The sequence below is a fragment of the Aeromonas enterica genome, from assembly GCF_054052465.1.
Genome location: NZ_JBSTYL010000011.1, coordinates 83,311 through 108,959, shown reverse-complemented (window position 1 = coordinate 108,959; position 25,649 = coordinate 83,311). Strand labels below are relative to the sequence as shown.

Genomic DNA, 25,649 nt, shown 5'->3' with positions numbered 1-25,649 from the left:
CACCTTAGTAGATGTAGTGCAGCAGGCTGAGCAGGCGGATCTGGCCACGGGCAAACAGAGCGCTTAGCGCGTTGTCCGGCAGCAGCTGTACTGTGGCGCGGGCACCGGCTGGCAGGTGGCTTGGCAACTGATCCAGTGTCAGGTGCAACCGCAGCCGCTGGGCATCGCGCACCCAGCGATCCGATTCGGTGGGGCTGGCCAGCAGACCGTTGGCATCGAACTGGCCGGCGCTGACTCCGGCATCCAGACTGGTGACCCGGGCCGGATAGAGCTTGCCCGGCTCGCCATCGAAGGCAACCAGCGCCTGGCTGTCCTGAGCCACGTGACGCAGGCTCTTCTCACGAAAATCGGCGATCACGTCCACCTGCTCGGAGACCAGCGCCAGCAGCGGGGCCCCCGCCGCAGCGAAGCTGCCCGGCTTGAGTTGCAGGTTGGTGATGATGCCATCCTGGCTGGCGTGCACCTTGCTGTAGGCGAGGTTGAGCTCGGCCTGGGCGAGGTGGTTGCGCGCCTGACGCAGCAACAGGTTGTCATCGCCGGGCAGGCCACGGTTCACCCTGGCCTGGGTCATGCGGGCCTTGCTGGCCATCAGGTTGGCCTGGGCGGTGCGAAATGCGCTGTCGGCGGTATCTTTTTGCTGCTCCGACACCATGTGACGGCGATAGAGGGCGTCAATGCGTTCGGCTTCCCGCAGCTTCTGGGAGGCCTGGCTCTGCAGCGAGTTGAAGTCGGCGGCTGCGGCGTTCAGGGTGGCGTCGAGCTGACGGTTTTGCTGCTCGGCCTGATCCAGCGCGAGCCGAGCCTGTTCGACGGCCAGTTCAAAGGGCGCGGGATCGAGCGTGAACAGCAGATCCCCCTGTTTGACATGCTGGTTGTTGCCGACGGCGACCTGTGCCACCTTGCCACTGACCTGGGGGGCCATCTTGGTCACGACGCGGGTGGCCATGGCTTGCGGGGTGAGCGGCATCTTGAGGTCGGCCAGCAGGAAGTAGCCAAATACCAGTATGAAGGACCCCATGGCCCATTTTATCCAGCGTTTGAATTGTTGATCCGGGGTCATCTTATTCTCTCTCTTCACTCTGTGAACCTATCTTGCCGAGGGCGTTGGCGGAGATCCGGTGCACTATGTCTTCAAATTGTTCCAGCTCTCGCTGGCTGATGCCGGTGAGCAGGTCCCGGCGAATGTCCATGATGCGATCCTCGATCTGGTCGAGCAGCGCCTTGCCCGCTGGCGTCAGGGTGACGATGCGGGCCCGTTTGTCCTGGCTGCAGCTGTGGCGTTCCACCAGTCCCTGCTCTTCCAGCAGACCCAGGGTGCGCATCAGGGAGGGCAGCTCTATCTCCAGCGCCTCGGCGAGCGTCTTCTGGCTGAGGTGACCACCGAGACGACTGAGTTTCCACAGTGCAGTCCAGCGCGGATGGGTCAGACCCAAGGGTGCCAGCTCGAGATCGGCCACGGTACGCCACAGTCGATGCAGCCGTCCGACTCGTTCGGCGAGGGACAACTCGCGCAACATTTCCAGATCCTTCATCATGTGGTGGTCTCCATTTACTTAGCCTGCTAAGCATTGTAGTTATTTAGCAGGCTAAGTAAATAGTGTGATCGGGATCTTGTTTAGAAAAAATGAAAACAGGTTTCTTATGGCACTTTTTTTGATGAATGAAGAAGCCTCACAAGAGGCTTTTCTGGCTTGGAATGAGCGAAAGGCGCGTGAAATCCCATGGCATACCCTGACGGGATAAATAAACGTGGGCTGGCTGGTGGAATGAAAATAAGGAAAGAGTCGCGCCTGCTATTATTTTTGGTCAACAGGATGTCATATAAATTCGGCAGCCTGTTTTTTATCCACTAATATTGATGGGTCAGCTAAACAGGGAGACGATAGCTGTGGAACGATATGAATCGGGTGACCCCCATTTCTCCATCGAGAGTCTGCTGGTGGATGTGGAATATGTTGCCGATGGGCATTATGGGCTCAGCTTGGAAGCGAGTGATATCTGTCATGAATTTGACCCCGACAATATTCCATTGTTATTAGCCGAATAGCGAAAAAAAGCAGGTTGAAATGAGGCACTGGCCATTCAGGTGTGCCTGATACTGGGGGCATGCACTGTCCCGTCTGCCTCATTTATCGCCCTGGAAGGCACGGCTGTCGCGTCGCACACGGGTGAAACCTATATGGCCCTGTCCTGGAACACCCTTTTGCCAGTGGCGCCCGGGACTTGGTGATCCGCCAGTCTCAGCTCATGGGAGAGCGTTGGCGCCATACCCGCGTTGTCGCCGTTCTGATATGAAGGCACTGCCTATATATGGGGCCGCCATCATCCAGCCGCCATCCAATTATTTCTTGCCTGTTGGTGGTTTAAATTTAATCGTCGTTTAATGTTCGTCCCGTCAGTTCGTGGTGTCATGCCGACATCACTCTTTATTTCTGCGTCTGGCCAGCGCCGTTCAATGTTTGTGAATAATGCTGGCAAGGGTACTTTATGGCCGTTTTGGGGCCATAGCGTTTAAGGTTTTAATGTTTTTATATGCCTTTGCAATCGGGCTAACCGACAGGGAAGGGGAGGATCATTAGAGTAGCGCCACACCACACGCTGGAGCATAACAATGAAAAACCTCTCTACCCCACAAACCAGAGTCGCGCTGTTTGGCGACCGACAGATTGCCGGCATGCCCATGATGATCTTCCTCGGGCTTGCCACCTGCGTACTCTTTTCGGGCTGGAATGGATCCTTGCCGCTCGGCATGGTTGGCGCGCTGGCGCTGATGTTCGTGCTCGGTACCCTGCTGACCGAGCTGGGCGAGCGCATCACCCCCATACGTGAATACCTGGGGGGCGGCACCATACTCGCCATTTTCGGCGGCGCCGCCCTGTTTGAATATCGGATCCTGCCAATCGAGGCGGGTCAGGTGATCATCGGCTTCATGAAGGAGGGGGGCTTTCTCAACTTCTTCATCGCCAGCCTGGTGACTGGTTCCGTCTTCGGCATGAGCAGTGCCCTGCTGAAAAATGCCGCCATGCGCTACCTGCCGGTGATCCTGGGGGGCGTGACCCTGGCGCTGCTCAGCGTCGGCCTGGTCGGCTCCCTGATGGGCTATGGCTTCAAGAATGCGGTGCTGCTCATCGGCCTGCCCATCATGGGCGGTGGCATGGGTGCCGGCGCCGTGCCGCTGGTGGAGATCCTCTCGGGCCCGATGCAGATGTCCAGCGCCGATCTGCTGTCACGCATGGTGCCCGCCGTGGTGATCGCCAACACCCTGGCCATCTTGGTGGGCACCATGCTGGCCCGTCTCGGCCGTCGTTACCCCTCCCTGACCGGCAACGGCCGGCTGATGATCAAGGAGAGCAGCCAGAGCGTGGCCGAAGAGCAGGTTCAGGCACCGACCCTGGAGAGTCTCGGCATGGGGCTCTTCATCAGCTCCAGCATGTTCGTGCTGGGCTCACTGCTCGGCAACTTCATTCCCATGCACCCCTTCGCGCTCATGATACTGGCGGTGGCCATCATCAAGGTGAGCGGCGTGCTGCCGCGCCGTTACGAGCAGGCGGCCGCCGACTGGTACCAGTTCGTGGTCGGCAATCTGACACCCTCCCTGCTGGTGGGGATAGGGGTTGCCTACACCAGCATCCCCGAGCTCATCAGCGCCTTCTCCATCAGCTACTTCGTGCTGGTGCTGGTGACCGTGGTTGGCGGTGCCCTAGGGGCGGCCCTGGTGGGACGCATGATAGGTTTCTATCCCATCGAGGCGGCCATCACCGGCGGTCTGTGCATGGCCAATATGGGCGGCACGGGCGATGTGGCGGTACTGTCGGCGGCCCAGCGCATGAAGCTGATGCCGTTTGCCCAGATCTCTTCCCGTCTCGGGGGCGCCGTCATGTTGATCCTGGCCACCCTGCTCATCTCGCTGCTGGCATAAGGAATCAACAATGAACGACATCATGATGGGTACCAGCCTGCCCTATGCCGAACGCAAGCGACAGGGATTGATGGGGCGCATGCCTCACAAGGAGGAGTCCCTGGCCCAGCAACGGCGCCGCATCTATCGCCTGGTCTGCGCCATGCAGAGCCCGTTCGATCAGCATCTGCTGCTGCGCCAGCTGCAAGAAGACAACCCGGTGCTGTTCTACGATCTGGTGCGCCACCACCTGCCGGAGCTGCTGCCCATTATCTACACCCCGGTAGTGGGGGATGCGTGTCAGCGCCACAGCGACCTCTATCTGCGCAGCCACGGTCTCTACCTCTCCTGGCATGACAGGGACGATCTGGACGCCATCTTCGCCGCGGTGGAGCAGGAGGTAGATGTCATTGTCATTTCCGATGGCGAGCGGGTGCTGGGGCTCGGCGATCTCGGCATCGGTGGCATGGGGATCTGCATCGGCAAGCTGGCGCTCTACTCGGCCGCCGGCGGCATAGACCCGGCGCGCACCCTGCCGCTGTGCGTGGATGTGGGCACCAACAATCCCGAGCTGCTGGAGGATGACTCCTACCTCGGCTGGCAGGCCAACCGGGTGGATGGCGAATCCTATTACCACTTCATGGATCGGGTGGTGGCGGCCATTCGCACACGCTGGCCCCAGGTGGTGCTGCAGTTTGAAGATTTCGCCGGCAAACATGCCGCCAACCTCTTGGCCCGCTATAGAGACGAGCTGTGCATGTTCAACGACGACATTCAGGGTACGGCGGCGGTCGCCTCGGCCTGCGTGCTGGCGGGCCTGCAACAGGCGGGCAGTCGGCTGGCCGACACCCCTGTGCTGATTGTCGGCGCCGGCTCGGCGGGTTGCGGCATCGCCGCCATGCTGGCCCGGCTGGCGGGCGGCCCGGAGCGGGTGCAGCTGTTTGATCAGGACGGGCTGGTCTGCCTGGATCGCGCCAACCTGACGCCATCCCAGCAGCCGTTTGCCCGCCCGCCACAAGAGGCCTGCACCGAGCTGCCTGCGCTCATTGAGCTGCTGCGTCCCGGCGTGCTGATCGGGGTGAGTGGACAGGGTGGCCTGTTTGATGAGGCCGTGCTGACAGCCATGGGCGCCGTCTGCGAGCGGCCGGTTATCCTGCCGCTCTCCAACCCGACCCGCAGCGCCGAAGCGACGCCGGAACAGGTGTGGCAGGCGACCGGAGGACGCGCCCTGCTCGCCACCGGCAGCCCCTTTGCCCCTGTCACGGTGGCGGGGGAGGCGCGAGTGGTCTCCCAGTGCAACAACGTCTATGTGTTCCCGGGCATTGGCCTCGGGGCCTGCGCGGTCAAGGCACGTCGCATCAGCGACGGCATGCTGCAGGCGGCGGTGCGTGCGGTGGGCGCCTATCCGCTGGCCGAGGGGCGCTTGCTGCCCCCCATAGAGCAGGTAGGGGAAGTGGCCCGCGCGGTCGCCAGGGCGGTGGCCCTTACCGCCCGCGAGGAGGGCCTGGCCGATTTTAGCGGTGATCCTGCGCCACTGATTGACCAGACCTGGTGGCGCCCGCACTATTGGTCCGCGTCCTGATGTTGCAAGGCTAATCGATGAAACTGCGCCACCAACTGGTTACTCTGTCCCTCGGACTCTCACTGCTGCTGATCCTGATCCTGGGCAGTCTGCTCGCCCTCTTTATCCGCCATCTGCTGGAGAGCAACCTGGAGGAGAAGGGGAGCGATCTGGCGCGAGTGCTGGCGGCGGACAACCGGGTGGTACAGGCCCTGCAGCTGGGCAGCGATCCCGGCCTGCGCGACTATGTACAGGGGATCTGCAGCCGCACTGATGCCGCCTACATGGTGGTGACCGACGAACATGGTCGTCGCCTCAGTCATCCCAAACCCGAGCTGGTGGGGCAGAAATTCCGTGGCGAGGATATCTGGCCGGCCCTCAACGAGCGGGGCAGCTATTGTTCCAAGGATGTGGGTACGCTAGGACCGGCCATCCGCTGCTTCTCCCCCGTGATAGGTGCGGACGGGAGCGCGATAGGCGCCGTAGTGGTGGGCTACCTGATGCAGAAGGTGGAGAGCATCTATCTGGAGCGGATCACCCTGCTCATCAGCGCCATCGGCGCCGTGTTTGGCTGCGGCCTGCTGCTGGCGCTCTGGCTGCAACACCTGCTGCGCCGCACCTTGCTGGATCTGGAGCCCGAGGCCATCGTCAACCGCTTCGTGCTGCAGGAGCTGGTGCTTGAGCACATCTCCGAGGGGGTGATCGCCATCGACAGCGGGGGCAACATTCGCATGCTCAACAGCGCTGCCTGTTATCAGCTGCGTCTGCCTGGCACAGGGCGGCACTCCCTGCTGGGTCAGTCGCTGGCCGAGCTGTCGCCGCCGCTGGCTCCGGCCCTGACCCAGCTTGAGACCGAACTCGGCTTCACGGTGCACGGGGAGTCGTTCGTGGGGCGCTGGCAGGCGGTGGAGGGCAAGGTGCCAGGGCGCCTGCTCATCTTCAGTCGCCCCGAGGTGACCGGCAGCCTCGGCATGCAGGTGACCCACCTGCGCCAGTATGCCGAGATGCTGCGGATGCAGACCCACGAGTTCGCCAACAAGCTGAGCAGCCTCTCCGGCCTGCTGCAGCTGGGCCACGTGGATCAGGCGGTGGAGCTCATCCAGCAGGAGAGCGAGGCTTGCCAGACCATGCTGCAGGGTCTGCTGCGGGCCATCGAGGACAAACCGGTGGCTGGGCTCATCCTCGGCAAGTTCAGCCGGGCGCGGGAGCTGGGGGTGGAGCTGGTGCTGGATCCCGACTCGGCACTGGCGGAGTATCCGGCGGCCGTGTCGGCGGATCTCATTACCCTCATCGGCAACCTGCTGGACAACGGCATCCGCGCCGCCTGGGCCCGGCGCAAGCTGTGTCCGCCGCGGGTGCTGATTTCTCTCAATGATTTCGGCCGCCGGCTGGTGATCGAAGTGGAGGACAGCGGCGAGGGGGTAGACGAGGCGCTGGCGGATCATCTGTTTGATTACGGCATCAGCCGCCAGACCGGCGATCACGGGGTCGGCCTCTTCCTGGTCAAGGAGACGGTGGCCAGGCGAGGGGGTGTGATAGAATGGCGCCGCACCGCCGAACAGACAACCCTGTTCGGTATCTACTTGAATAAAAACCAATTGGTGTGATCTATGGAGCCCATTTTCACTCTGGTGATCGAGGATGACGAACGGATTGGATCCATTCTGGCCGAGCTGGTCTCCTCCACCCCCGGATTTTCCCTGCTGGGTCGGGCCGAGAGTCTGACCCAGGCCGATCTCATGATGCGTGCGACCGAGCCACAGCTGCTGCTGGTGGACATCTCATTGCCTGACGGCTCCGGCCTGGAGTGGGTGAACCGGCTGCGCAGCCACAACCGCGAGGCTTACGTCATCATGGTGACCGCCTCCTGCGACGTTGAGACCATACAGCAGGCCCTCAACCTGGGGGTGCAGGATTACATCATCAAGCCGCTGCGGCTGTTTCGCATCCAGCAGAGTCTGGACGAGATCCTCACCCTGCACAGGCGCATCTGCGAGCGCGGATCCCTGGAGCAGAGCGATCTGGATCGGCTGATGGGCAAGGGGCGCCCCCAGGCCAGGGAGGTGCGCGATACCCCAAAGGGGATCGACGCCATTACCTTGCGCCAGGTGCTGGAGCTGCTGGCGGGCGAGCCGGATACCGCGTTTTCCACCGATACGGTGGCGCTGCGCCTCTCCTTGAGCCGCACCACGGCGCGCCGCTACCTGGAGTATCTGGAGTCCGAAGACAGGGTCGACGTGGATCTCAACTATGGTCAGCGTGGCCGGCCCGAGCGGCGCTACCACTGGCGCCGGGGCAACTGAGCCGGCGTTTTTTGCGCGAAGATGCAATGCAAGAAGGGAGCCTGGGCTCCCTTTTGTTTTGTGTTGCACACACGTTACAGTGCCGGTTTATGTCTCTCCGGCGAGGGCGGGGCGCACCCTGGGTTTGAACTGGGAGAGCATGACGCCGGTCAGGATCAGGCCGCCGCCGAGCAGGTGATAGCCGTGAATGGGCTCCCCCAGAGTGATGACGGCAATGAGCGCGGTGCACAGCGGCATCAGGTTCATGAAGACAGAGGTGCGCTCCGCCCCCATGCAGGCGAGGCCGCGCATCCAGCAGTAGGCGGCCAGCAGGGAGGAAGCTAGGCCGGCAAACAGCACCAGACTCCAGCCCTCGGCGGGCACTGCCAGGGAGTCTGCGCTGAGGGCGACCGGGATCAGCAGCAGCACAGCCAGCAGTATCTGCATGTAGAGGTTGAGCCAGGGGCCAAACGGCAATTGCCAGCGGCGGATCAGCAGGCCATAGAGGGCGTAGCTGGCGGAGCCGAGCAGCATGAGCCCGTCCCCCGGGTTGATGCCGTCGTGCAGCAGGGCCAGCGGCTGGCCCTGGCTCAGCAGCCAGAACACCCCGAACAGGGAGATGCTCATGCCGAGCAGCGCCTGCTTGCCGGGGCGCTGGCCGAAGAAGAGGGCGCTCTGCAGCAGGGTCAGCAGCGGGATGAGCGAACCTATGACCCCCATGTTGGTGGCCGAGGTGGTGTGGGCGGCGTAATAGGCGAGGCACTGGTAGAGCACCATGCCAAGGGCCGCCAGCACCAGTAGCTTGCCGAACCAGGGGCGGATTTCGCTACGGCGGCGCCACAGCTGCGGCAGGCAAAAGGGGGTCAGCGCCAGAGCGGCGATCACCCAGCGGTAAAAAGAGATGGCGGCAGGATCCAGCACATCGGCGGCGGCCTTGGACACCACTGTATTGGTGGCCCAGATCAGTACGGCCATCAGTGGGAACATCAGCGGGAAGAAGAGTCGCATTAAAGGCTCCTTATTATCGAGATAGCCAGTCTACCCTTGTCTTTCTGTTATCAAGTAACGTAAAACTGACAATCCATCCCGCGCAAAGGACAATCCGCCCGCCATGGCCATACGTCACTACCATCCGACGGATCTGCATCTGCCCGAGCCCAACCCCCTCTATCTGCGCTATCAGCAGATCCAGGCCGAGAGCGCCTGCGCGCCCCACAGCCACCCCTGGGGCCAGCTTAGCCTGATAAGCTTGGGGGTGATGGAAATCGTGCTGGACGATCACCGGCTGGTGGCCCCCGCCGACTACCTCATCTGGGTGCCGGCGGATCTGGAGCACGCCTCCTACAACCAGCAGGCCCTCGATTACACCTCCATCTATGTCAATCACGCCCTGGCGGCCAGATTGCCGGCGGAGCCGCGTCTGCTGGAGATGACGCCACTGATCCGGGCCATGCTGGCGGATTTTTGCGAGCGCAAGCTGGGCCACATGCAGGATGAGTGGGATGTGCGCCAGGCCGAGCTGCTGGTGGAGAAGCTGACTCGCACTCGCTGCCAGGACAGCTACCTGCCCATGAGCCAGGACAAGCTGCTGGCCCCCATGCTGGCGGCGCTGCACAGCGATCCCGCCGATCCGCGCACCCTGGCCCAGTGGGCCGAGCAACTGCACAGCACGGAGCGCACCCTGGCCCGGCGCTGCGTGCGCGAACTGGGCATGAACTTCGGCCAGTGGCGGGCCCGGCTCAAGCTGATCAAGGCGCTGGCCTGGCTCAAGGGGGAATTGCCGGTGCAGGAGATTGGCTGGCGGCTCGGTTACGGCTCCACCTCGGCCTTCATCGCCATGTTCAACCGGGAACTGGGCTGCTCGCCCCAGCGCTATCGCCAGCAGCTGGGCATCGGCAGCGCGCAGGCACTGCTCTAGCAACGACAAGGGCGCCCTCAGGCGCCCTTGTTGATGACAGGATGGGCTTAGAAGAAGCCGAGCGGATTGATGTCGTGGCTCACCAGCAGGTTTTTGGTGTTCTGGTAGTGGTCCAGCATCATCTTGTGGGTCTCGCGCCCGATCCCCGACTTCTTGTAGCCGCCAAACGCCGCGTGGGCCGGGTAGGCGTGGTAGCAGTTGACCCAGACCCGGCCTGCCTGGATGCCGCGCCCCATGCGCCAGGCCAGGTTGCTGTCGCGGGTCCACAGGCCCGCCCCCAGGCCATACTGGGTGTCGTTGGCAATGGCCAGTGCATCCGCCTCGTCCTTGAAGGTGGTGACCCCGAGCGCCGGCCCGAAGATCTCCTCCTGAAACACCCGCATCTTGTTCTGGCCGGAGAAGATGGTGGGCTGGATGTAGAAGCCCCCCTCCAGTCCGTTCACCTTGGCCGGGCCGCCGCCGATCAGCATCTTGGCTCCTTCGCCGCGGCCGATCTCCATGTAGCTCAGGATCTTGTCGAACTGCTCGCGGGATGCCTGTGCCCCCACCTGGGTAGTGGTATCGAGGGGGTTGCCTTGCACTATGGTGCGGGCGCGGGCCAGCACCTTGTCCATGAAGTCGTCATAGATGCTGGCCTGCACCAGGGCGCGGGAGGGGCAGGTGCACACCTCGCCCTGGTTGAAGAAGGTCATCAGCATGCCTTCCACCGCCTTGTCGATGTAGCTGCTCTCGTGCTGCATCACATCGGCAAAATAGATGTTGGGGGACTTGCCGCCGAGCTCGACGGTGGAGGGGATCAGCTTGTCGGCGGCGCAGCGCAGGATATGGGCGCCGACTTCAGTTGAACCGGTAAACGCCAGCTTCTGGATCCGATCGCTGGTGGCCAAGGCCTGGCCCGCCTCGGCGCCGAAGCCGTTGACTACGTTGACCACGCCGGGGGGCAGTATGTCCTTGATGAGATCCATCATCAGCATGATGGTGACCGGGGTCTGCTCGGCGGGCTTGAGCACGCTGCAGCAGCCGGCCGCCAGCACGGGGGCCAGCTTCCAGGCCGCCATCAGCAGCGGAAAGTTCCAGGGGATGATCTGGCCGACCACACCGATGGGCTCCTTGAAGTGGTAGCTGACGGTGTGCTGATCCAGCTCGGCGGCCGAGCCCTCCTGGGCGCGGATGCAGCCGGCGAAGTAGCGGAAGTGATCCACCACCAGCGGCAGGTCGGCGGCCAGGGTCTCGCGTACCGCCTTGCCGTTCTCCCAGGTCTCGGCGACGGCGAGCACCTCGATGTTCTGTTCGATGCGATCGGCGATGCGCAGCAGCAGGTTGCTGCGCTCGGTGACGCTGGTCTTGCTCCAGCTGGCAAACGCCTTGTGGGCGGCATCCAGTGCCAGCTCGATGTCGGCGGCGTCGGATCGGGCCACTTCGCAGAACACCTTGCCATCCACCGGCGAGATGTTTTCGAAATAGCGGCCGGCGCGGGGGGCCACCCACTCACCACCGATGAAGTTGTCGTAACGGGATTTGAAGTTGACCAGGGCGCCTGCCTGACCGGGAGCGGTATAAATCATCTCATCATCCTTGTGTGTGTGAAGGTCCTACCCGGCTGCACACGCTGGCTGGCCGGGCTGGTACGCCTGAGTCATCGCAAGGGCCATGCCAAAGGGTCTGACCAGCGGGCAAAAAGTTACAAAAACGTTATCAAATGAGGTGTGGCAGCGTATCTTGATTAACCAATGACCCCGGCTGTAGCGATGACACTGTGCCGTTTCTGGACAGTTGCCGTGACAGTCGTGCCGTTTGTGAACAGGAGGCGTGATGAGCGAGCAACTTCAATCCAGTCCCGGCCCCAGTCCGATCCAGCGTTCCTGGCAGCGCTGCCTGCATCAGGGTCTGCTCCGCCAGCAGAGCGCCGAGCTGGATCTGCTGCCTCAGGGGGAGCTGTCGGCCCGCCAGGAGGCGCACAGGGCACTTATCACCAGCTTCCAGCGCTTCGTGTTGCCGCTGTTTGGCCAGTTGCTGGCGGGCAGACCCTGTCGCCTGCTGCTGTGTGACGGCGAGGGGGCCATATTGGCCGCCAGTGGCGATGACGGCTTCGCCCGCCATGCCGAGCGCATCTTTTTGCGCAGCGGCGCCCGCTGGGGGGAGGCGAGCAAGGGCACCAACGCCATCGGTACTGCGCTCGCCGAGCAGAGCGAGGTACAGGTGCTGGGGGCCCAGCACTTCTTCGCCCAGCACAGCTTTCTCAGTTGCAGCGCCTGCCCTCTGCTCGGGCCGGACGGGCAATTGCTCGGGGTACTCGACATCTCCACCGATGCGGCCCACCACGATGGCGACATGCTGGGCACAGTGCGGCTGCTGGCCATGACGCTCGAAAACGCGCTGCTGGCGCGCCAGCCGGGCTGGCTGGTGGATCTCGAGCCCCAGAGTCTCTGGTCTGCCCGCCTGCTGCTGGGAGAGGGGGGCGAGCTGCTCGGCGCCAACCGGGCCGGACGGCTCTGGCTCGGCCAGCACCCCTTCGACGGCAAGCAGCTGCTGCGGGATCGGCGCGGATTGCGACTGGTGCCGGAGGCCAATCCCGTTGCCACGCAGCCCGGCCTGCCGGCCGATGCCGGCGGCTCGCACGTCCATCAGGTGCCGCTCAAGATGCTGGAGCGCGGTATCTCACTGCTTGTCGAGGGGGAGACCGGCAGCGGCAAGGAGCATCTGGTGCGCGCGTTGCACGGGCAGTCGAGCCGGCAGGACAACCCCCTGGTGTGCGTCAACTGCGGTGCCCTGCCGGCGGATCTGGTGGAGGCCGAGCTATTTGGCTATGTGGGCGGGGCCTTCAGTGGTGCCCGCAGCCAGGGCAGTCAGGGTTATCTGCGTGCCGCCCACGGCGGCATCCTGATGCTGGATGAAATTGGCGAGCTGCCGCTGCTGGCCCAGACCCGGTTGCTGCGGGTGTTGCAGGAGCGCGCCGTCATCCCGGTCGGCAGCCACAGACCTGAGCCGGTGGATTTCTGGCTGGTCAGCGCCAGCCACCGGGATCTGGCTGCCATGGTGCAGGCAGGGACGTTTCGCGAGGATCTCTATTATCGGATCTGCGGCTGGCGCCAGCAGCTGACACCGCTGCGGGCATGGCCACAGGGCGAGCGTCAGGGATTGATCCAGCGGCTGCTGGCGGAGATGGATCCGGCGCTGCGCCTGACGGATGAAGCAGCGCAGCAGCTGCTGGCTCATCCCCTGCCCGGCAACGTGCGCCAGCTCAAGCAGGCGCTGGAGGTGGCCTGCGTGCTGGCGGAAGGTCAGGGCTGGATTGCGCCCTCGCACCTGCATCTGCCCGCCGTATCGGCAGCGCCCTCGTTGGAGGCGAGTACCCACACCTTGCGCCAGCAGAACCGGCTGCGGGTGCAGCAAACCCTGGCGGATTGCGGGGGCAACGTGAGCGAGGCGGCGCGCCACCTCGGCATCAGCCGCACCACCCTCTACCGGACGCTGCGCGAGGGGCACTGAGGGTGCTGTCGCTCGCCATTTCCCTTGTGTAAGATGGGTCCATCAGGGCCCTTTTTATTGATTTTTCGTTATTTTTCGATGGTATGGAGTGCTTTATCCTGTGTTCACATCTGATTGGCAAGCGCGCGTCTTTCTGGGTTGCCGGATTGGTATCTCCCAGTCGGATCGGTACGGCTTCGCCCAGGCCTGTTCACCAGTGTCTGCTTGAAAAAATAGGATATGGCGCCCGTGCCGGGGCGTGTAATAACCACGGGAGCCGGGCGTGTCGGATCACGGGGTATAGAGTCAGAGCCCCTAGTCGGGCGGAGCGTATATGACCCCTTCCTATTCTCGTCTAGCCAATGTGCTGTTCTGGATATTGCTGGGATTGAGCCTGTTGGCGATCCTGCTGTTTGAATTCGGGCCCGATCGGCGGCTGGACATGGTGAGCAATGCCCGCCTGTCCGTCACTGCGCAGGATGACGGGGTCCACGGCGGGCAGTCGGTTACCACCCTGCTGTCGGCCGGAGGTGGTTCGGCGCACAATAATGCGGCGGAGAAACCTGCCATCGATTGCCAGCTGCGTACCGGGTATGCCTTTCCGTTCTGCGAGCTGGTGCTGACCCTGACCAAACCGGAACAGGGGATCGATCTTTCCCGCTTTGACGGGGTGCGCATCCGGCTCCGGGTCGAGGGGGAGGGACCCCAAATCTGGCGGCTCTACCTGCGCAATTATCACCCCGCCTATTCCAGGGCCGGGGATCCGGCCTCCCACAAGTTCAACGAGGTGATTTTCCGCCCCGATGATTACGGCCGGGTGCAGGATGTGTCGCTCAAGGTGTTCACCCCGGCCACCTGGTGGGTGCAACAGTACATGATACCGCTGGCACAGCAGGGACCGGACCTGAGCCATGTCTATGCCGTCGAGCTGGCCTCCGGCATTGGCATGCAGCCTGGCCACTACCGGCTGGTGCTGGAACAGATGGAGTTCCATGGTCGCTGGGTGCAGCCGGGATCCTTCTATCGTCCCCTGCTGCTGAGCTGGCTGGGCTACGGCCTGCTGCTGTTTCTGATACAACACCTGTTGATGCGGGATCGATTGCGCAAGGCCCGTGAGGCCCGGCAGGCGGCGGAGGCGCTCAGTCAGAGTCTCTGTGAGCAGACCCGGCGCACCGAGGAGGAGGCCAGGTACGATCCCCTGACCGGCGCCCTCAACCGGCTCGGTGGCAACAAGCTGCTGGCCGAGCTCGGCGAGATGCCGCTCTCTTTCATCTACATCGACATAGATCACTTCAAGCGGGTCAACGACGGCCACGGCCATCCGATGGGGGACGAGGTACTCAAGCACATGGTGAGTGAAGTCCTGCGTCACTGCGATAGTCTGTGCCGACTGGTGCGCTGGGGCGGGGAGGAGTTCGTGCTGGTCTGCCTGCACTACGAACAGGCTCGTGCCCAGGCGCTGGCGGAGCGGCTGCGAGCCGCCCTGGTGGCCTATCCGCACTGGCCGCTGGCACTGCCGATCACGGCCTCGTTCGGGGTGGCGGAGCGGCGAGGGGATCCGCTGGAGCAGGCCCTCAAACGGGCCGACGAAGCGCTTTATCAGGCCAAAAAACGGGGTCGCAACCGGGTCGAGGTGGCGTAGCTCGCAGGCCCGGCCACCGGCGAAGCGCCAGTTCTTCGAGCGGGGCATTGCGGCTGGAGGCATGGCCTTCCAGCCGTTATGATGCGTGCCAGTCGGGACCAAGTGTCCCTTTTGTTTATCTGTTGAGGAGACCGCATGTCACAACATATAGGTGCACTGGCCCTGCTGGTGGCCGACTATGACGAAGCCATCACCTTCTTTACCCAGGGGCTGGGTTTTGTGCTGCTGGAAGACTCGCCCCTCGACGAGCCTGGCAAATCGGGCAAACGCTGGGTGCGGGTGGCACCAGCCGGTGCGCCAGGATCGGCACTGCTGCTGGCCCGTGCGGCTACGCCAGAGCAGAGGGCCGCCATCGGCCAGCAGGGAGGCGGCCGGGTATTTCTGTTCCTCGAAACCGACGATTTCTGGCGGGATTACCAGCGCATGCAAGCCCATGGTGTTCATTTTTGTGAACAACCGCGGCATGAGCCTTACGGTACAGTGGTGGTGTTCGAGGACATCAGTGGCAATCGCTGGGACCTGCTGCAGCGGGCTGCTGCCAAGGATTCGTGAAAACGTTTATCATCCCGCTGCCCGCTGTAGTCATAAAAATGTCACAGAAAGTTCTAATAATTGGCGCACCCATCTTCACAGAGGAGAGAGAAGGGATATGGCTAAGCGAATTCTGGTGGTCGAGGACGAAGCACCGATCCGTGAAATGCTCTGCTTCGTGCTGGAGCAGAAAGGATATGAGACGGTTGAAGCTGAAGATTACGCCGATGGACTGGCGAAGGTGCGCGAGCCTTACCCCGAACTCATCGTGCTGGACTGGATGATGCCGGGTGGCAGTGGCATCCAGTTCATCAAGCAGCTCAAGCAGGATGAGGTGACCCGCCAGATCCCGGTGGTGATGCTGACCGCCCGTGGTGAGGAAGAGGACAAGGTGCGTGGTCTGGAGGCGGGGGCCGATGACTACATCACCAAGCCGTTCTCGCCCAAGGAGCTCACCGCCCGCCTGCATGCGGTGATGCGCCGCGTCTCTCCCACCTCGGTGGACGAGGTGATCGAGGTGCAGGGGCTCAAGCTGGATCCGGTTTCCCACCGGGTCAGCGCCGAAGACAAGGCGCTGGATATGGGGCCGACCGAGTTCAAGCTGCTGCACTTCTTCATGACCCACCCCGAACGGGTCTACAGTCGTGAGCAGCTGCTCAACAATGTCTGGGGTACCAATGTGTACGTCGAGGACAGAACCGTGGATGTGCATATTCGTCGCTTGCGCAAGGCTATTGAAGAGACGGGTCACGATCGATTGATTCAGACGGTGCGCGGCGCAGGCTATCGCTTCTCAACCCGTCTGTAGAGGAAGTTATGTTGCAACCTTACGCCTGGCGGCGACAGTTGTGGCGGATGGCGTTTTTCTATGCGCCCTTCGTGTTGGTCGGTTGGTTGACGGACACCCTCACTCTTTGCCTGTTGGTGGCCACAGTGCTGCACCTGGGCTGGCACTATCGCTTCCAGAAACGGCTGTCGGACTGGTTGTGGCACGATCGCAGTCTGGTGCCCCCCAACGGCAGTGGCAGCTGGGAGTACATCTTCAACGGCATCTACAAGTTGCAGCAGCGTCACCGCGCCCGTCGCCGCGAGCTGGCGGGGCTTATTCGCCGTTTTCGGGAAGGGGCCGAAGCCCTGCCCGACGCGGCCGTGGTATTTCGCACCGACGGCAGCATCCTTTGGTGCAATCGGCTGGCGGAGCAGTTGCTCGGTTTTCGCTGGCCGGAAGATGCCGGTCAGCACATCGGCAACCTCATTCGCAATCCCGCCTTCGGGGCCTACCTGGGCAAGGGACAATATGACGAACCGTTCGAGATGACCTCGCCCATCAACGAGGAGAAGTTTCTCGAGTTTCGCATCATGCCCTATGCCGAAGATCAGGCCATGCTGGTGGTGCGGGATGTCACCCGGCTGCGCAGCCTGGAGAAGACCCGCAAGCACTTCATCTCCAACGTCTCCCACGAACTGCGCACGCCGCTTACCGTGCTCAAGGGGTATCTGGAGATGACCGAAGAGCCGCCGCCTCCCGCTCTGTGGGCCAAGGCGCACAGGGTGATGATGGAGCAGACCATCCGCATGGATAACCTGGTCAATCAGCTGCTCACCCTCTCCCGTATCGAGGCGGCACCCTCGGTGGATCTCTCCCACCTGGTGGACATGCCCGCCATGCTGGGGTTGTTGGAGCAGGAAGCGCGGGCGCTGTCGGGGGATCGGGCCCATCAGATCGCATTTCAGGTGCAGCCCAACCTCTTTGTGCGCGGGGATCGGGAGCAGTTGCGCAGCGCCGTCTCCAACCTGGTCTACAACGCCATTCACTACACCCCGGCGGGGCGCAAGATCAGTGTGGAGTGGCGCAAGCAGGGGGCCATGGCGCTGTTTGTGGTGCAGGATGAGGGGGAGGGGATCCCGCCCGAGCATCTGGCACGGCTCACCGAGCGTTTCTATCGAGTGGACAGAGCCCGCTCGCGCCACACCGGCGGCTCCGGGCTGGGCCTTGCCATCGTCAAGCATGCCTTGAGTCACCACGACGCCCAGCTCGACATCGAGAGCCGGGTCGGCCTTGGCAGCCGCTTCAGCTTCCTCATTCCGGCCCGTATGGTGGTGCTGAAATAGTCTTGTTAAACAATTTATTAGAAGTAAAAGGAGGGCTGCGATGGCGGCCCTCTTTTCATTTGTTCAAAAGCTTTGCCATGTCATTAAAGTGTCACATTAAGTCCATAAATTTGTCACTGCCAGGTCAGATACTGGCGCGGTCTTGAGAACGGACCTGTTGCCGGCTTGGCACAGGTAGAGTACGAAACGCGCCCCGCCGATCGCGGTACTCGGGATGCTACAACTTTCGGCCCCAGATTGACGATTGCCTTCTGCCACCGCTGGACTGGGGGAAGAGGGTATGAAATGACACTCAGCGAATCGCTCGGCGTGACCGGCGGTGAGCCAAGTTAACCCGTGTTTTGATGGACTGCCTTCTGCAACCTTGGAGAGATTGGATGAAACTCAACAAACTGGCTGGTGTGATCGGATTTACCGCTGCTGCCCTCTTTTCTGCCAGCACCCTGGCATACGGTGTGGACAAGAATCTGCCGGATTACACCCCGACCAGCGGTATCTCGGGCAACCTGTCCTCTGTCGGCTCTGACACCCTGGCCAACATGATGACCCTGTGGGCCGAAGAATTTAAGCGCATGTACCCCAACGTCAACGTGCAGATCCAGGCCGCCGGTTCTTCTACCGCGCCGACCGCGCTGACCGAGGGCGTCGCCCAGTTTGGTCCCATGAGTCGCGCCATGAAGTCCGGCGAGGAAGAGGCGTTCGAGAAGCGCTACGGCTACAAGCCCACCGCCATCCGCGTCGCGGTCGATGCCCTGGCCGTGTTCGTCAACAAGGACAACCCCATCAAGGGGCTGACCATGTCACAACTGGATGCCATCTTCTCCAGCACTCTCAAGTGCGGTGAACCCAAGGCGGCCACCAAGTGGGCCGATCTGGGCCTGACCGGTAACTGGTCCAGCAAGGACCTGCAGCTGTTCGGTCGCAACTCCGTCTCCGGCACCTACGGTTACTTCAAGGAACACGCCCTGTGCAACGGTGACTTCAAGAGCGGCGTGAACGAGCAGCCGGGTTCTGCCTCCGTGGTGCAGTCCGTTTCTTCCTCCCTGAACGGCATCGGTTACTCGGGTATCGGTTATGTCACCTCCGGCGTGCGCGCCGTACCGCTCTCCAAGGATGGCAAGACCTTCATTGAAGCGACCGCCGACAACGCCATCACCGGCAAGTACCCGCTGTCGCGCTTCCTGTACGTTTACGTGAACAAGCATCCGAACAAGCCGCTCTCCCCGATGGAGCAAGAGTTCCTGAAGATGGTGCTCTCCAAGGCGGGCCAGAACATAGTCGCCAAAGATGGCTACGTACCGGTACCGGCCAAGGTGGTCGAAGCCGACCTGAAGAAACTGGGCATCATGTAAGCCGGTTTCCTTTGTCAGACGGGCCCCGCGGGGCCCGTTTTCTTTTTGAGTGGATCCACATTGGCGACATGTGACCGCTTTCGCCGAACAGCATGATTTGTCGACTTGCGCCGGACGCCCGCATTTCCGAAAATAGGGCATCTTTATGGTGAAGGACACCTCCATGACATCTCCCCTGTTCAAGCTCGGCCTGGCAGCACTCTGTTCCACCCTGCTGGCCAGCTGTGCCCAGTCTCCTACCGGTCGTAGCCAGATGCTGTTGTTCTCGCCCCAGCAGATGAGCCAGCTGGGGGCCGACTCCTTCGAGCAGATGAAGAAGCAGGAGAAGGTGAGCAAGGATGCCAGGATGAATGCCTATGTCTCCTGCGTCGCCAAGGCGGTGACCGCCCAGGTGCCGAGCCAGTACGGTATCACCAGCTGGGAAGTGGTGGTGTTTGACTCCAAGCAGGTCAACGCCTTCGCCCTGCCCGGCGGCAAGATCGGGGTTTACAGCGGTCTGCTCAAGGTCGCCAAGAATCAGGATCAGCTCGCCACCGTCATCGGTCATGAGCTGACCCACGTGCTGGCCCAGCACTCCAACGAACGACTTTCCCGCAGCCAGCTGACCGGCCTTGGGCTGGCGGCCGCCGACATCGCCATGGGCAGCAGCGAATATCGCGGCGCCACCATGGCGGCGCTGGGGCTCGGGGTCGAGGTGGGCGTCATGCTGCCCTATGGCCGCGAACAGGAGAGCGAGGCAGACAGGCTGGGTCTGGATTTGATGGCCCGCGCCGGCTTCAATCCCGCCGAAGCCGTTCCCCTGTGGCAGAACATGAGTGCCGCCGCCGGTGGCAAGGCGCAGCCGCAACTGCTCTCCACTCATCCCAGCAACGAGAACCGGATCGCCGAGCTGCAGGCCCAGCAGGCTGAAGCCGTGCCGCTCTATGAGCAGGCTCGTGCGTCCGGTCTGGAGCCCCAATGCAAGGCATAAGTCTGCGCATGGCGCGACCCGATGACGCCCCTGCCATGACGGTGATGCAGCGAGCCAGCTGGCTCGCCGCTTACGGCGACGTGCTCGGCACCGACATGCTGGCCCAGCTTTCGGTGACTGAACACCTGCAGATCTGGCAGAGCCGGCTCGCCGAATCCGGCCCCAGGCCCATGCTGCTCTGTCTGGATGAGGTGGTCATCGGTCTGCTCTACTGGCAACTCGTGCTGGATGGTACCGTGCCGAACGCCCTGATCCGCGCTTTTTACCTGCATCCCGATCACTGGCGTCAGGGTCATGGCAAGCGACTGTGGCAAGCGGTGGCCATGCAGATGCGTCGCGCCGGCTGCGACAGCGTCAGATTGTGGCTGCTCGATGGCAACCGGATCGGCGAGGGTTTTTACCTGCGGCGCGGCTTCGTTTTCGACGGTCAGGAGCGCACCCTGATGAGCCTTGGCCAGGCTTGCCTGCAACGGAAAATGTTCCGTTTGCTTTGATCTCTCTCCCATTTTTCGCCCCCGGTCACTTTATTTTTTTTGCGAATTAATACAATGTGCTGCTCTGGACAGGCTGAGGTGAGGTGACTCACCGACAAGGGAGTGTGGGCATGTATTACGGCTTTGATATTGGTGGCACCAAGATAGCGTTCGCCGTCTATGACGGCGCCTTGAACCTCTGCCATGAGGAGCGCATGAGCACGCCCGGCAACGATTACGAGGGGCTGCAGCAGCTCATCCGTGCCCGGGTCGAACAGGCGGACGCCCGTTTCGGCGCGAGAGGCGCGGTGGGCATCGGCTTTCCCGGCATCCTCAATCGGCACGATCACAGCATAGTGGCGGCGAACCTGCCCTCCATCAATGGTCGCCATCTGGGCGCCGATCTGGCCGAGCTGCTGGGGCGTCCGGTCAAGGTGGACAACGATGCCAACTGCTTCCTCTGGTCGGAAACACACCAGGGCGCGGCGGGCGCGGCCGACAGCGCGCTGGGCGTCACCATAGGCACCGGCATCGGCGGCGCCGTCTATCTGGCGGGCAAGCTGATCCAGGGCCGCAACTGGCTGGCGGGGGAGATTGGTCACTATCCGCTACCGGCCACCATGCTGATGAAGTATCCCGACCTGCCTCGTCCCCGTTGTGGCTGCGGTCGCCTGGTCTGTTTTGAAACCTATGCATCCGGCACCGGGCTGGAGCGGCTCTATCACCATTTTCATGGCCAGCGCGCCAGCGGCCACCAGATAGTGGGGCGCTTCGAGGCCCATGAGCCCCATGCGGTGGCCACGATCGACTGCTGGCTGGAGATCATGGCCGCGGGGCTTGCGACCGCCATCTCTGTGGTTGATCCCGAGGTGGTGGTGCTGGGGGGCGGCCTGAGTGGCTTGCCCGCCCTGTACCAACAGCTGCCGCTGCGTCTGCCCGGCCATCTGCTGCCCGGTGTCGCCCTGCCCGAGATCCGCCAGGCCCGCTTCGGTGGCGCCGGCGGGGTGCGCGGCGCGGCCTTGCTCAATTTATGAGATCAGATGTGCTGTCTGATCTCTCCAATAAAGGAGTCATCATGACCCGTCTTGAAATTTGTATCGACAACCTGGAATCCCTGTTCACCGCCCAGCAAGCAGGCGCGGATCGCATCGAGCTCTGCTCTGCGCTGGGGCTGGGTGGCCTGACCCCCTCTTATGGTTTTATGCAGTTGGCCGCACGCCACGCCAGCGTTCCTGTCTACGCCATGATCCGCCCCCGCGCCGGGGATTTTTGCTTCAGCGCCGCCGAGTTTGAATTGATGCTGCTGGATATCGCCGCCGCCCGCGCCGCCGGGTTGCAGGGGGTGGTGATCGGCTTGCTGGATCAAGAGGGGCGGGTGCCCGCCGACCAGTTGCGCCAGCTGGTGGACGCGGCCGGGCCGCTTGGCGTCACCTTCCATCGCGCCATTGACCTCTCCTCCGACTGGCGGCTGGATCTGGAGACGATAGTCGCAGCCGGCTGCGAGCGCATCCTGAGCTCGGGTCATGCGCCGACCGCGCTGGCGGGGCTGGAAACCCTGCAGGCCATGCAGCAGGCCCTGGCAGGCCGTGCCAGCCTGATGCCCGGCGCCGGGGTCAATGCCTACAACGTGCGTACCATCCTGGAGTTCACCGGGGTGAGCGAGGTGCACATGTCCGGCATGGGCTGGCGTGGCGGCATGGTGCCCCATGGCGTCAACATGGGCACCTCGGATGATGGCCGGGTCAATATCACCGACGGTGCCAAGGTAACGGCTGTGCGGGCTTTGCTGGACAAGACCTGATACGTGCCGCGCGGCGGCATGGCGTCTCTCCATACGGGGTCAACATGGGCACCTCTGATGACGGCCGGGTCAATATCACCGACGGCGCCAAGGTGGCAGCGGTGCAGGCCCTGCTGGATCGCGCTGATGTCACCGCCAGTGGGGGTTGAGCCCAACGGTTCAGCGCGCCATTGTGCCTGACAGGATCGCCGCCGATGGGCGGCGATCCTGCTCTTCTTGTGTGAAGTTCCTCCCACCGGCGGGGAAATCAGGGCCGTCGCCGGCAGCACCTCGCCAAAAAGTCTGATATCATCCCGCCTCTTTATTACTTGGATCTGGAGCAACATCTCAATGTCCCAATACGACTCTATCGAACAGAAGGCCAGCTATGGCATCGGCCGCAACATGGGTGATCAGCTGGCGCAGCAAGCCTTCGCCGGTCTGGATATCCCGGCCCTGCAGCAAGGTCTGGCAGATGCCCTGAATGGTCTGGAGTTCGCGGTCAGCCGTGACGATATCAATGATGCCTTCCAGGTGATCACAGCTCGCATGCAGGAAGAGCAGGAAGCCGTTGCCAAGGCTGCCGCCGCCGATGGCGAAACCTTCCTAGCCGACAACGCCAAGCGCGCCGACGTCAAGGTGACCGATTCCGGTCTGCAATACGAAGTCATGGTAGAAGGCAATGGCGCCGTGCCGGTAGCCGGTCAGTCCGTGCGCGTGCACTACCACGGTACCTTCACCCACGGTGGCGTGTTCGACAGCTCGGTCGCCCGTGGCGAGCCGGCCGAATTCCCGGTCACCGGCGTCATTGCCGGTTGGGTTGAAGCGCTGCAGCTGATGCCGGTTGGTTCCAAGTGGAAGCTCTATATTCCGCAGGATCTGGCCTATGGCGCCCGTGGTGCCGGTTCCATCCCGCCCTACTCCGCCCTGGTATTCGAAGTGGAGCTGCTGGACATCCTGTGATCCGGCTGGCTTGATGCAAACGGCGACCTCAGGGTCGCCGTTTCTGTTTGAGGCGCCCTGTCTGGCGGGTCCCCGTCGATAGACAATGTGCCTTTGCGGGGGATTTGGATATAGTCAGGGCTTGGCGTTCCCGGTCACTCTGGAAAACACGCATGACTGCCATCATAGAAGTCATTGACCTCATCAAGCACTTTCCCGGCGTCAAGGCGGTGGACGGGCTCAGCTTCGCCATTCCCGCCGGTTGCTGTTTCGGCCTGCTCGGCCCGAACGGGGCAGGCAAGACCACCACCATAGAGCTGCTGGAGGGGATCCTCACCCCGGACCGCGGCCAGATCCTGTTTCACGGCGCCCCGCGCGGTCCCGATTACCGCTCCCGCATCGGCATCCAGTTTCAGCACACGGCGCTGCAGGATTTTCTGACGGTGCACGATACCCTGCGCCTGTTCGCCAGCCTCTATCCCAATCCCTTGCCCCAGGCGCAGCTCATCGAACTGTGCGCCCTTGGCGAGTTCATCGACCGGGACAGCCGCAAGCTCTCCGGCGGCCAGCGTCAGCGCCTGCTGCTGGCGCTGGCCCTGCTCGGTGACCCCGAGCTGCTGTTTCTGGATGAGCCCACCACAGGGCTGGATCCCCAGGCCCGCCACCACTTCTGGCAGCGTATCGAAGCGATCAAGGCCCAGGGCAAGACGGTGGTGCTCACTACCCACTACATGGACGAGGCGCAGCAGCTGTGCGATCGCATCGCCATCGTCGATCACGGCCATCTGCTCAGCCTAGATACCCCGGCCGCCCTGCTGGCCCGCCATTTCGATGGGGTGCTGGTGCGTCTGCCGGATCATCCGGCCCTCGCCGGTCTGGGCTATCCGCTCTTGCCTCACGGCGATCAGGTTGAGTTGACCTGCCCCGATGTGGCGCTCCTGTTGCCGCAACTGCTGAACCTGGGGGTGCCGCTGACCGGCATGCAGGTGCGATCCCCCAACCTGGAAGATCTCTTCTTGCACCTGACCGGCCATAGCCTGAGGAGTGGCGCATGAGCGCAGTCATGACGTGCCGTGTCGAGGCGCGCTGCTATCCGCGTGCCTTGCGGTGGCCGAGGAGCGGAACATGAAGGGGGCCATCAAGCGGATCGGTGCGCTCTTTTATGCCCGCAATCTGGAGTTTGTGCGCGACAGGGCGGCCCTGGTGTGGAACCTGGCCTTCCCGCTGCTGCTGGTGGTAGGCTTTTCCCTCATCTTCTCCGGCCCGCCCAAGCCGCTGGTACAGATGGGCGTGGTGGGCGAGCTGACGGCGGCCTACGCCCCCCTGAAGGCCATTCCGCTGCTCAAGCTCATCCCCTATGACGACGAGCGCAAGGGCCAGCTCAAAGTGCGCCATCATCAGCTGGATCTGCTGCTCTCGCCCGACTCGGACCGTTACTGGGTCAACCCGGACGCCGGTCAGGGGGCCATGGCCGAATACCTGTTGCGCCAGGCGATCTCCCGGCCGCTGGTGAAGGAGACCCTGAGCGGGCAGGCGATCCGCTATGGGGACTGGCTGCTGCCCGGGGTGATCGGCATGAACCTGATGTTTTCCGGTTTGTTCGGTGTCGGCTTCGTCATAGTCCGCTATCGCAAGAACGGTGTGCTCAAGCGGCTGAGGGCCACGCCGCTCTCTGCCGCCGAGTTTCTCTGTGCCCAGTTGCTGTCGCGTATTGTGATCACCCTGGTAGTGAGCCTGCTGGTGTTTCTGGTGGCGTACTGGCTGCTTGGCGTGCCCCTGCTCGGTTCAGGCTGGTTACTGCTGCTGATCGCCCTGACGGGCGGGGCGGCCATGGCGTCGCTGGGTTTGCTCATCGCCGCCCGCATCCAGAACGAGGAGCTGGCGAGCGGTCTGCTCAACGTCATCAGCATGCCCATGATGTTCCTCTCCGGGGTCTGGTTCTCGCTGGAAGGGGCGCCGGTCTGGCTGCAACAGCTGGCGGCCTGGCTGCCGCTCAGCCAGATCATCACTGCGGCCCGTGCCGTCATGCTGGAGGGAGCCGGCTGGGCCGAGGTGGCCGCGCCGCTCGGCTGGATCCTGTTGTTTACCCTCTGTTGTCTCACCCTGGGCAGTGCCCTGTTTAAATGGAATAGCCAATGAAGCGACATCTGAATCTGGGGGCCGCCCTGGCCCTGTTGTTACTGAGCATACCGGCCAGCGCCGATGCGATGCGTTGCAAGAATGCCCTCATCACCGAAGGGGACAGCACTGCCGAGATGCTGCTCAAGTGCGGCGAACCCATGCTGCGTGAGGAGCTCAGCCGCAACGAGGAGAACCAGTTTGGCAATCTGGTGCAGGTCAAATATGGCGAGCGCTGGACCTACAACTTCGGCAAGAACGAGTTCATGCGTTTCGTCACGGTGCGCAACGGCGTCATCACCGACATCGAAAATGGCCCGCGCGGCGACTGAATCCGCTCTCCTTCCCACATTCTCATCCCCTTGTCCGACCGGCCAGAGGCTCTTTGATAAAGGGTTTCTGGCCGCTATGCCTGTGCCCGGCTTCCGCCGTCCAGAACCGGACAGTTTGGTCAAAAACCGATACTAATGAAATGGTTAACAATCAATATGCTGCCCCATGATTGTGCAGACTCATTTTTCCGAAAAAATAATCCACATGGTATGGGCGGGCCATTTCAGTATGCTATTTGGTCGACAAGGGTCTATTTTTTATTCATAAGG

Annotated in this window: 25 protein-coding genes; 21 read left to right on the top strand and 4 right to left on the bottom strand. The window is 62.6% G+C overall.

Annotated features, from left to right (window positions below; all coding sequences use genetic code 11):
• Positions 1–4: 4 nt before the first annotated feature.
• Positions 5–1,060 (bottom strand): HlyD family secretion protein, encoded by a 1,056-nt coding sequence (locus ACW5XD_RS13385; protein WP_456495311.1) that lies wholly within the window; start codon positions 1,058–1,060, stop codon positions 5–7.
• A gap of 1 nt (position 1,061) precedes the next feature.
• Positions 1,062–1,535, bottom strand: coding sequence for a transcriptional regulator SlyA (gene slyA / locus ACW5XD_RS13380; protein WP_456495310.1), 474 nt, complete (start codon positions 1,533–1,535; stop codon positions 1,062–1,064).
• Between the two features lie 320 nt (positions 1,536–1,855).
• On the opposite strand from slyA, the gene ACW5XD_RS13375 reads away from it, so the two are divergent.
• From ACW5XD_RS13375 to ACW5XD_RS13355, 5 genes are all read left to right on the top strand, one after another.
• Positions 1,856–2,047, top strand: coding sequence for a hypothetical protein (locus tag ACW5XD_RS13375; protein WP_456495309.1), 192 nt, complete (start codon positions 1,856–1,858; stop codon positions 2,045–2,047).
• Between the two features lie 564 nt (positions 2,048–2,611).
• Complete coding sequence (locus ACW5XD_RS13370; RefSeq protein WP_456495308.1) at positions 2,612–3,919, top strand: 2-hydroxycarboxylate transporter family protein; 1,308 nt, start codon at positions 2,612–2,614, stop codon at positions 3,917–3,919.
• A gap of 10 nt (positions 3,920–3,929) precedes the next feature.
• The gene (maeA, locus tag ACW5XD_RS13365; protein WP_456495307.1) at positions 3,930–5,480 is read left to right on the top strand and encodes an oxaloacetate-decarboxylating malate dehydrogenase; all 1,551 of its coding nucleotides are present in this window, start codon (positions 3,930–3,932) and stop codon (positions 5,478–5,480) included.
• Between the two features lie 17 nt (positions 5,481–5,497).
• Positions 5,498–7,066: an ATP-binding protein gene (locus ACW5XD_RS13360; protein WP_456495306.1), complete on the top strand. Its 1,569-nt coding sequence runs from the start codon at positions 5,498–5,500 to the stop codon at positions 7,064–7,066.
• 3 nt (positions 7,067–7,069) lie between these two features.
• Positions 7,070–7,762: a response regulator gene (locus ACW5XD_RS13355; protein WP_005316875.1), complete on the top strand. Its 693-nt coding sequence runs from the start codon at positions 7,070–7,072 to the stop codon at positions 7,760–7,762.
• Between the two features lie 87 nt (positions 7,763–7,849).
• On the opposite strand, the gene ACW5XD_RS13350 is transcribed toward ACW5XD_RS13355, so the two are convergent.
• Positions 7,850–8,749 carry a DMT family transporter gene (locus ACW5XD_RS13350; protein WP_456495305.1) on the bottom strand — a complete coding sequence of 300 codons (900 nt, stop codon included), beginning with the start codon at positions 8,747–8,749 and terminating at the stop codon, positions 7,850–7,852.
• 103 nt (positions 8,750–8,852) lie between these two features.
• Here ACW5XD_RS13350 and ACW5XD_RS13345 point away from each other — a divergent pair, with 103 nt between their 5' ends.
• The gene (locus ACW5XD_RS13345) at positions 8,853–9,659 is read left to right on the top strand and encodes an AraC family transcriptional regulator (protein WP_456495304.1); all 807 of its coding nucleotides are present in this window, start codon (positions 8,853–8,855) and stop codon (positions 9,657–9,659) included.
• A gap of 47 nt (positions 9,660–9,706) precedes the next feature.
• Here ACW5XD_RS13345 and exaC read toward each other — a convergent pair whose 3' ends face one another.
• Positions 9,707–11,224, bottom strand: coding sequence for an acetaldehyde dehydrogenase ExaC (exaC, locus tag ACW5XD_RS13340; protein ID WP_456495303.1), 1,518 nt, complete (start codon positions 11,222–11,224; stop codon positions 9,707–9,709).
• 247 nt (positions 11,225–11,471) lie between these two features.
• Here exaC and ACW5XD_RS13335 point away from each other — a divergent pair, with 247 nt between their 5' ends.
• The 15 genes from ACW5XD_RS13335 to ACW5XD_RS13265 all read left to right on the top strand — a co-directional run bounded on the left by ACW5XD_RS13335 (position 11,472) and on the right by ACW5XD_RS13265 (position 25,379).
• Complete coding sequence (locus ACW5XD_RS13335; protein ID WP_456495302.1) at positions 11,472–13,148, top strand: sigma-54-dependent Fis family transcriptional regulator; 1,677 nt, start codon at positions 11,472–11,474, stop codon at positions 13,146–13,148.
• A gap of 313 nt (positions 13,149–13,461) precedes the next feature.
• A complete protein-coding gene (locus ACW5XD_RS13330; protein ID WP_456495301.1) occupies positions 13,462–14,769 on the top strand; it encodes a GGDEF domain-containing protein in 1,308 nt (435 codons plus the stop codon).
• A 135-nt stretch (positions 14,770–14,904) separates the two neighbouring features.
• A complete protein-coding gene (locus ACW5XD_RS13325; protein ID WP_456495300.1) occupies positions 14,905–15,321 on the top strand; it encodes a VOC family protein in 417 nt (138 codons plus the stop codon).
• A 97-nt stretch (positions 15,322–15,418) separates the two neighbouring features.
• Complete coding sequence (gene phoB, locus ACW5XD_RS13320) at positions 15,419–16,108, top strand: phosphate regulon transcriptional regulator PhoB (protein ID WP_043134568.1); 690 nt, start codon at positions 15,419–15,421, stop codon at positions 16,106–16,108.
• 8 nt (positions 16,109–16,116) lie between these two features.
• Complete coding sequence (gene phoR, locus ACW5XD_RS13315; RefSeq protein WP_456495299.1) at positions 16,117–17,412, top strand: phosphate regulon sensor histidine kinase PhoR; 1,296 nt, start codon at positions 16,117–16,119, stop codon at positions 17,410–17,412.
• Positions 17,413–17,789: 377 nt separating this feature from the next.
• Positions 17,790–18,764 carry a PstS family phosphate ABC transporter substrate-binding protein gene (locus ACW5XD_RS13310; protein ID WP_456495298.1) on the top strand — a complete coding sequence of 325 codons (975 nt, stop codon included), beginning with the start codon at positions 17,790–17,792 and terminating at the stop codon, positions 18,762–18,764.
• Between the two features lie 163 nt (positions 18,765–18,927).
• A complete protein-coding gene (locus ACW5XD_RS13305; protein ID WP_456495297.1) occupies positions 18,928–19,734 on the top strand; it encodes a M48 family metallopeptidase in 807 nt (268 codons plus the stop codon).
• Entirely contained in the window at positions 19,722–20,228 is a 507-nt protein-coding gene (locus ACW5XD_RS13300) for a GNAT family N-acetyltransferase (RefSeq protein WP_456495296.1), read from the top strand. The genes ACW5XD_RS13305 and ACW5XD_RS13300 overlap by 13 nt, the downstream gene beginning before the upstream one ends.
• 110 nt (positions 20,229–20,338) lie before the next feature.
• Positions 20,339–21,241: an ROK family protein gene (locus ACW5XD_RS13295; RefSeq protein WP_456495295.1), complete on the top strand. Its 903-nt coding sequence runs from the start codon at positions 20,339–20,341 to the stop codon at positions 21,239–21,241.
• Between the two features lie 41 nt (positions 21,242–21,282).
• Positions 21,283–22,008, top strand: a complete 726-nt coding sequence (locus tag ACW5XD_RS13290) for a copper homeostasis protein CutC (RefSeq protein ID WP_456495294.1) — start codon at positions 21,283–21,285, stop codon at positions 22,006–22,008.
• A 44-nt stretch (positions 22,009–22,052) separates the two neighbouring features.
• Positions 22,053–22,157, top strand: coding sequence for a copper homeostasis protein CutC (locus ACW5XD_RS13285; protein ID WP_456495293.1), 105 nt, complete (start codon positions 22,053–22,055; stop codon positions 22,155–22,157).
• A 181-nt stretch (positions 22,158–22,338) separates the two neighbouring features.
• On the top strand, positions 22,339–22,950 hold the full coding sequence (locus ACW5XD_RS13280) for an FKBP-type peptidyl-prolyl cis-trans isomerase (protein ID WP_043134579.1): 612 nt from the start codon (positions 22,339–22,341) through the stop codon (positions 22,948–22,950).
• 152 nt (positions 22,951–23,102) lie between these two features.
• Complete coding sequence (locus ACW5XD_RS13275) at positions 23,103–23,984, top strand: ABC transporter ATP-binding protein (RefSeq protein WP_456495292.1); 882 nt, start codon at positions 23,103–23,105, stop codon at positions 23,982–23,984.
• Between the two features lie 70 nt (positions 23,985–24,054).
• A complete protein-coding gene (locus tag ACW5XD_RS13270; RefSeq protein ID WP_456495291.1) occupies positions 24,055–25,068 on the top strand; it encodes an ABC transporter permease in 1,014 nt (337 codons plus the stop codon).
• On the top strand, positions 25,065–25,379 hold the full coding sequence (locus tag ACW5XD_RS13265; RefSeq protein ID WP_456495290.1) for a DUF2845 domain-containing protein: 315 nt from the start codon (positions 25,065–25,067) through the stop codon (positions 25,377–25,379). Before ACW5XD_RS13270 ends, ACW5XD_RS13265 begins: the two co-directional genes overlap by 4 nt.
• Positions 25,380–25,649 lie beyond the last annotated feature (270 nt).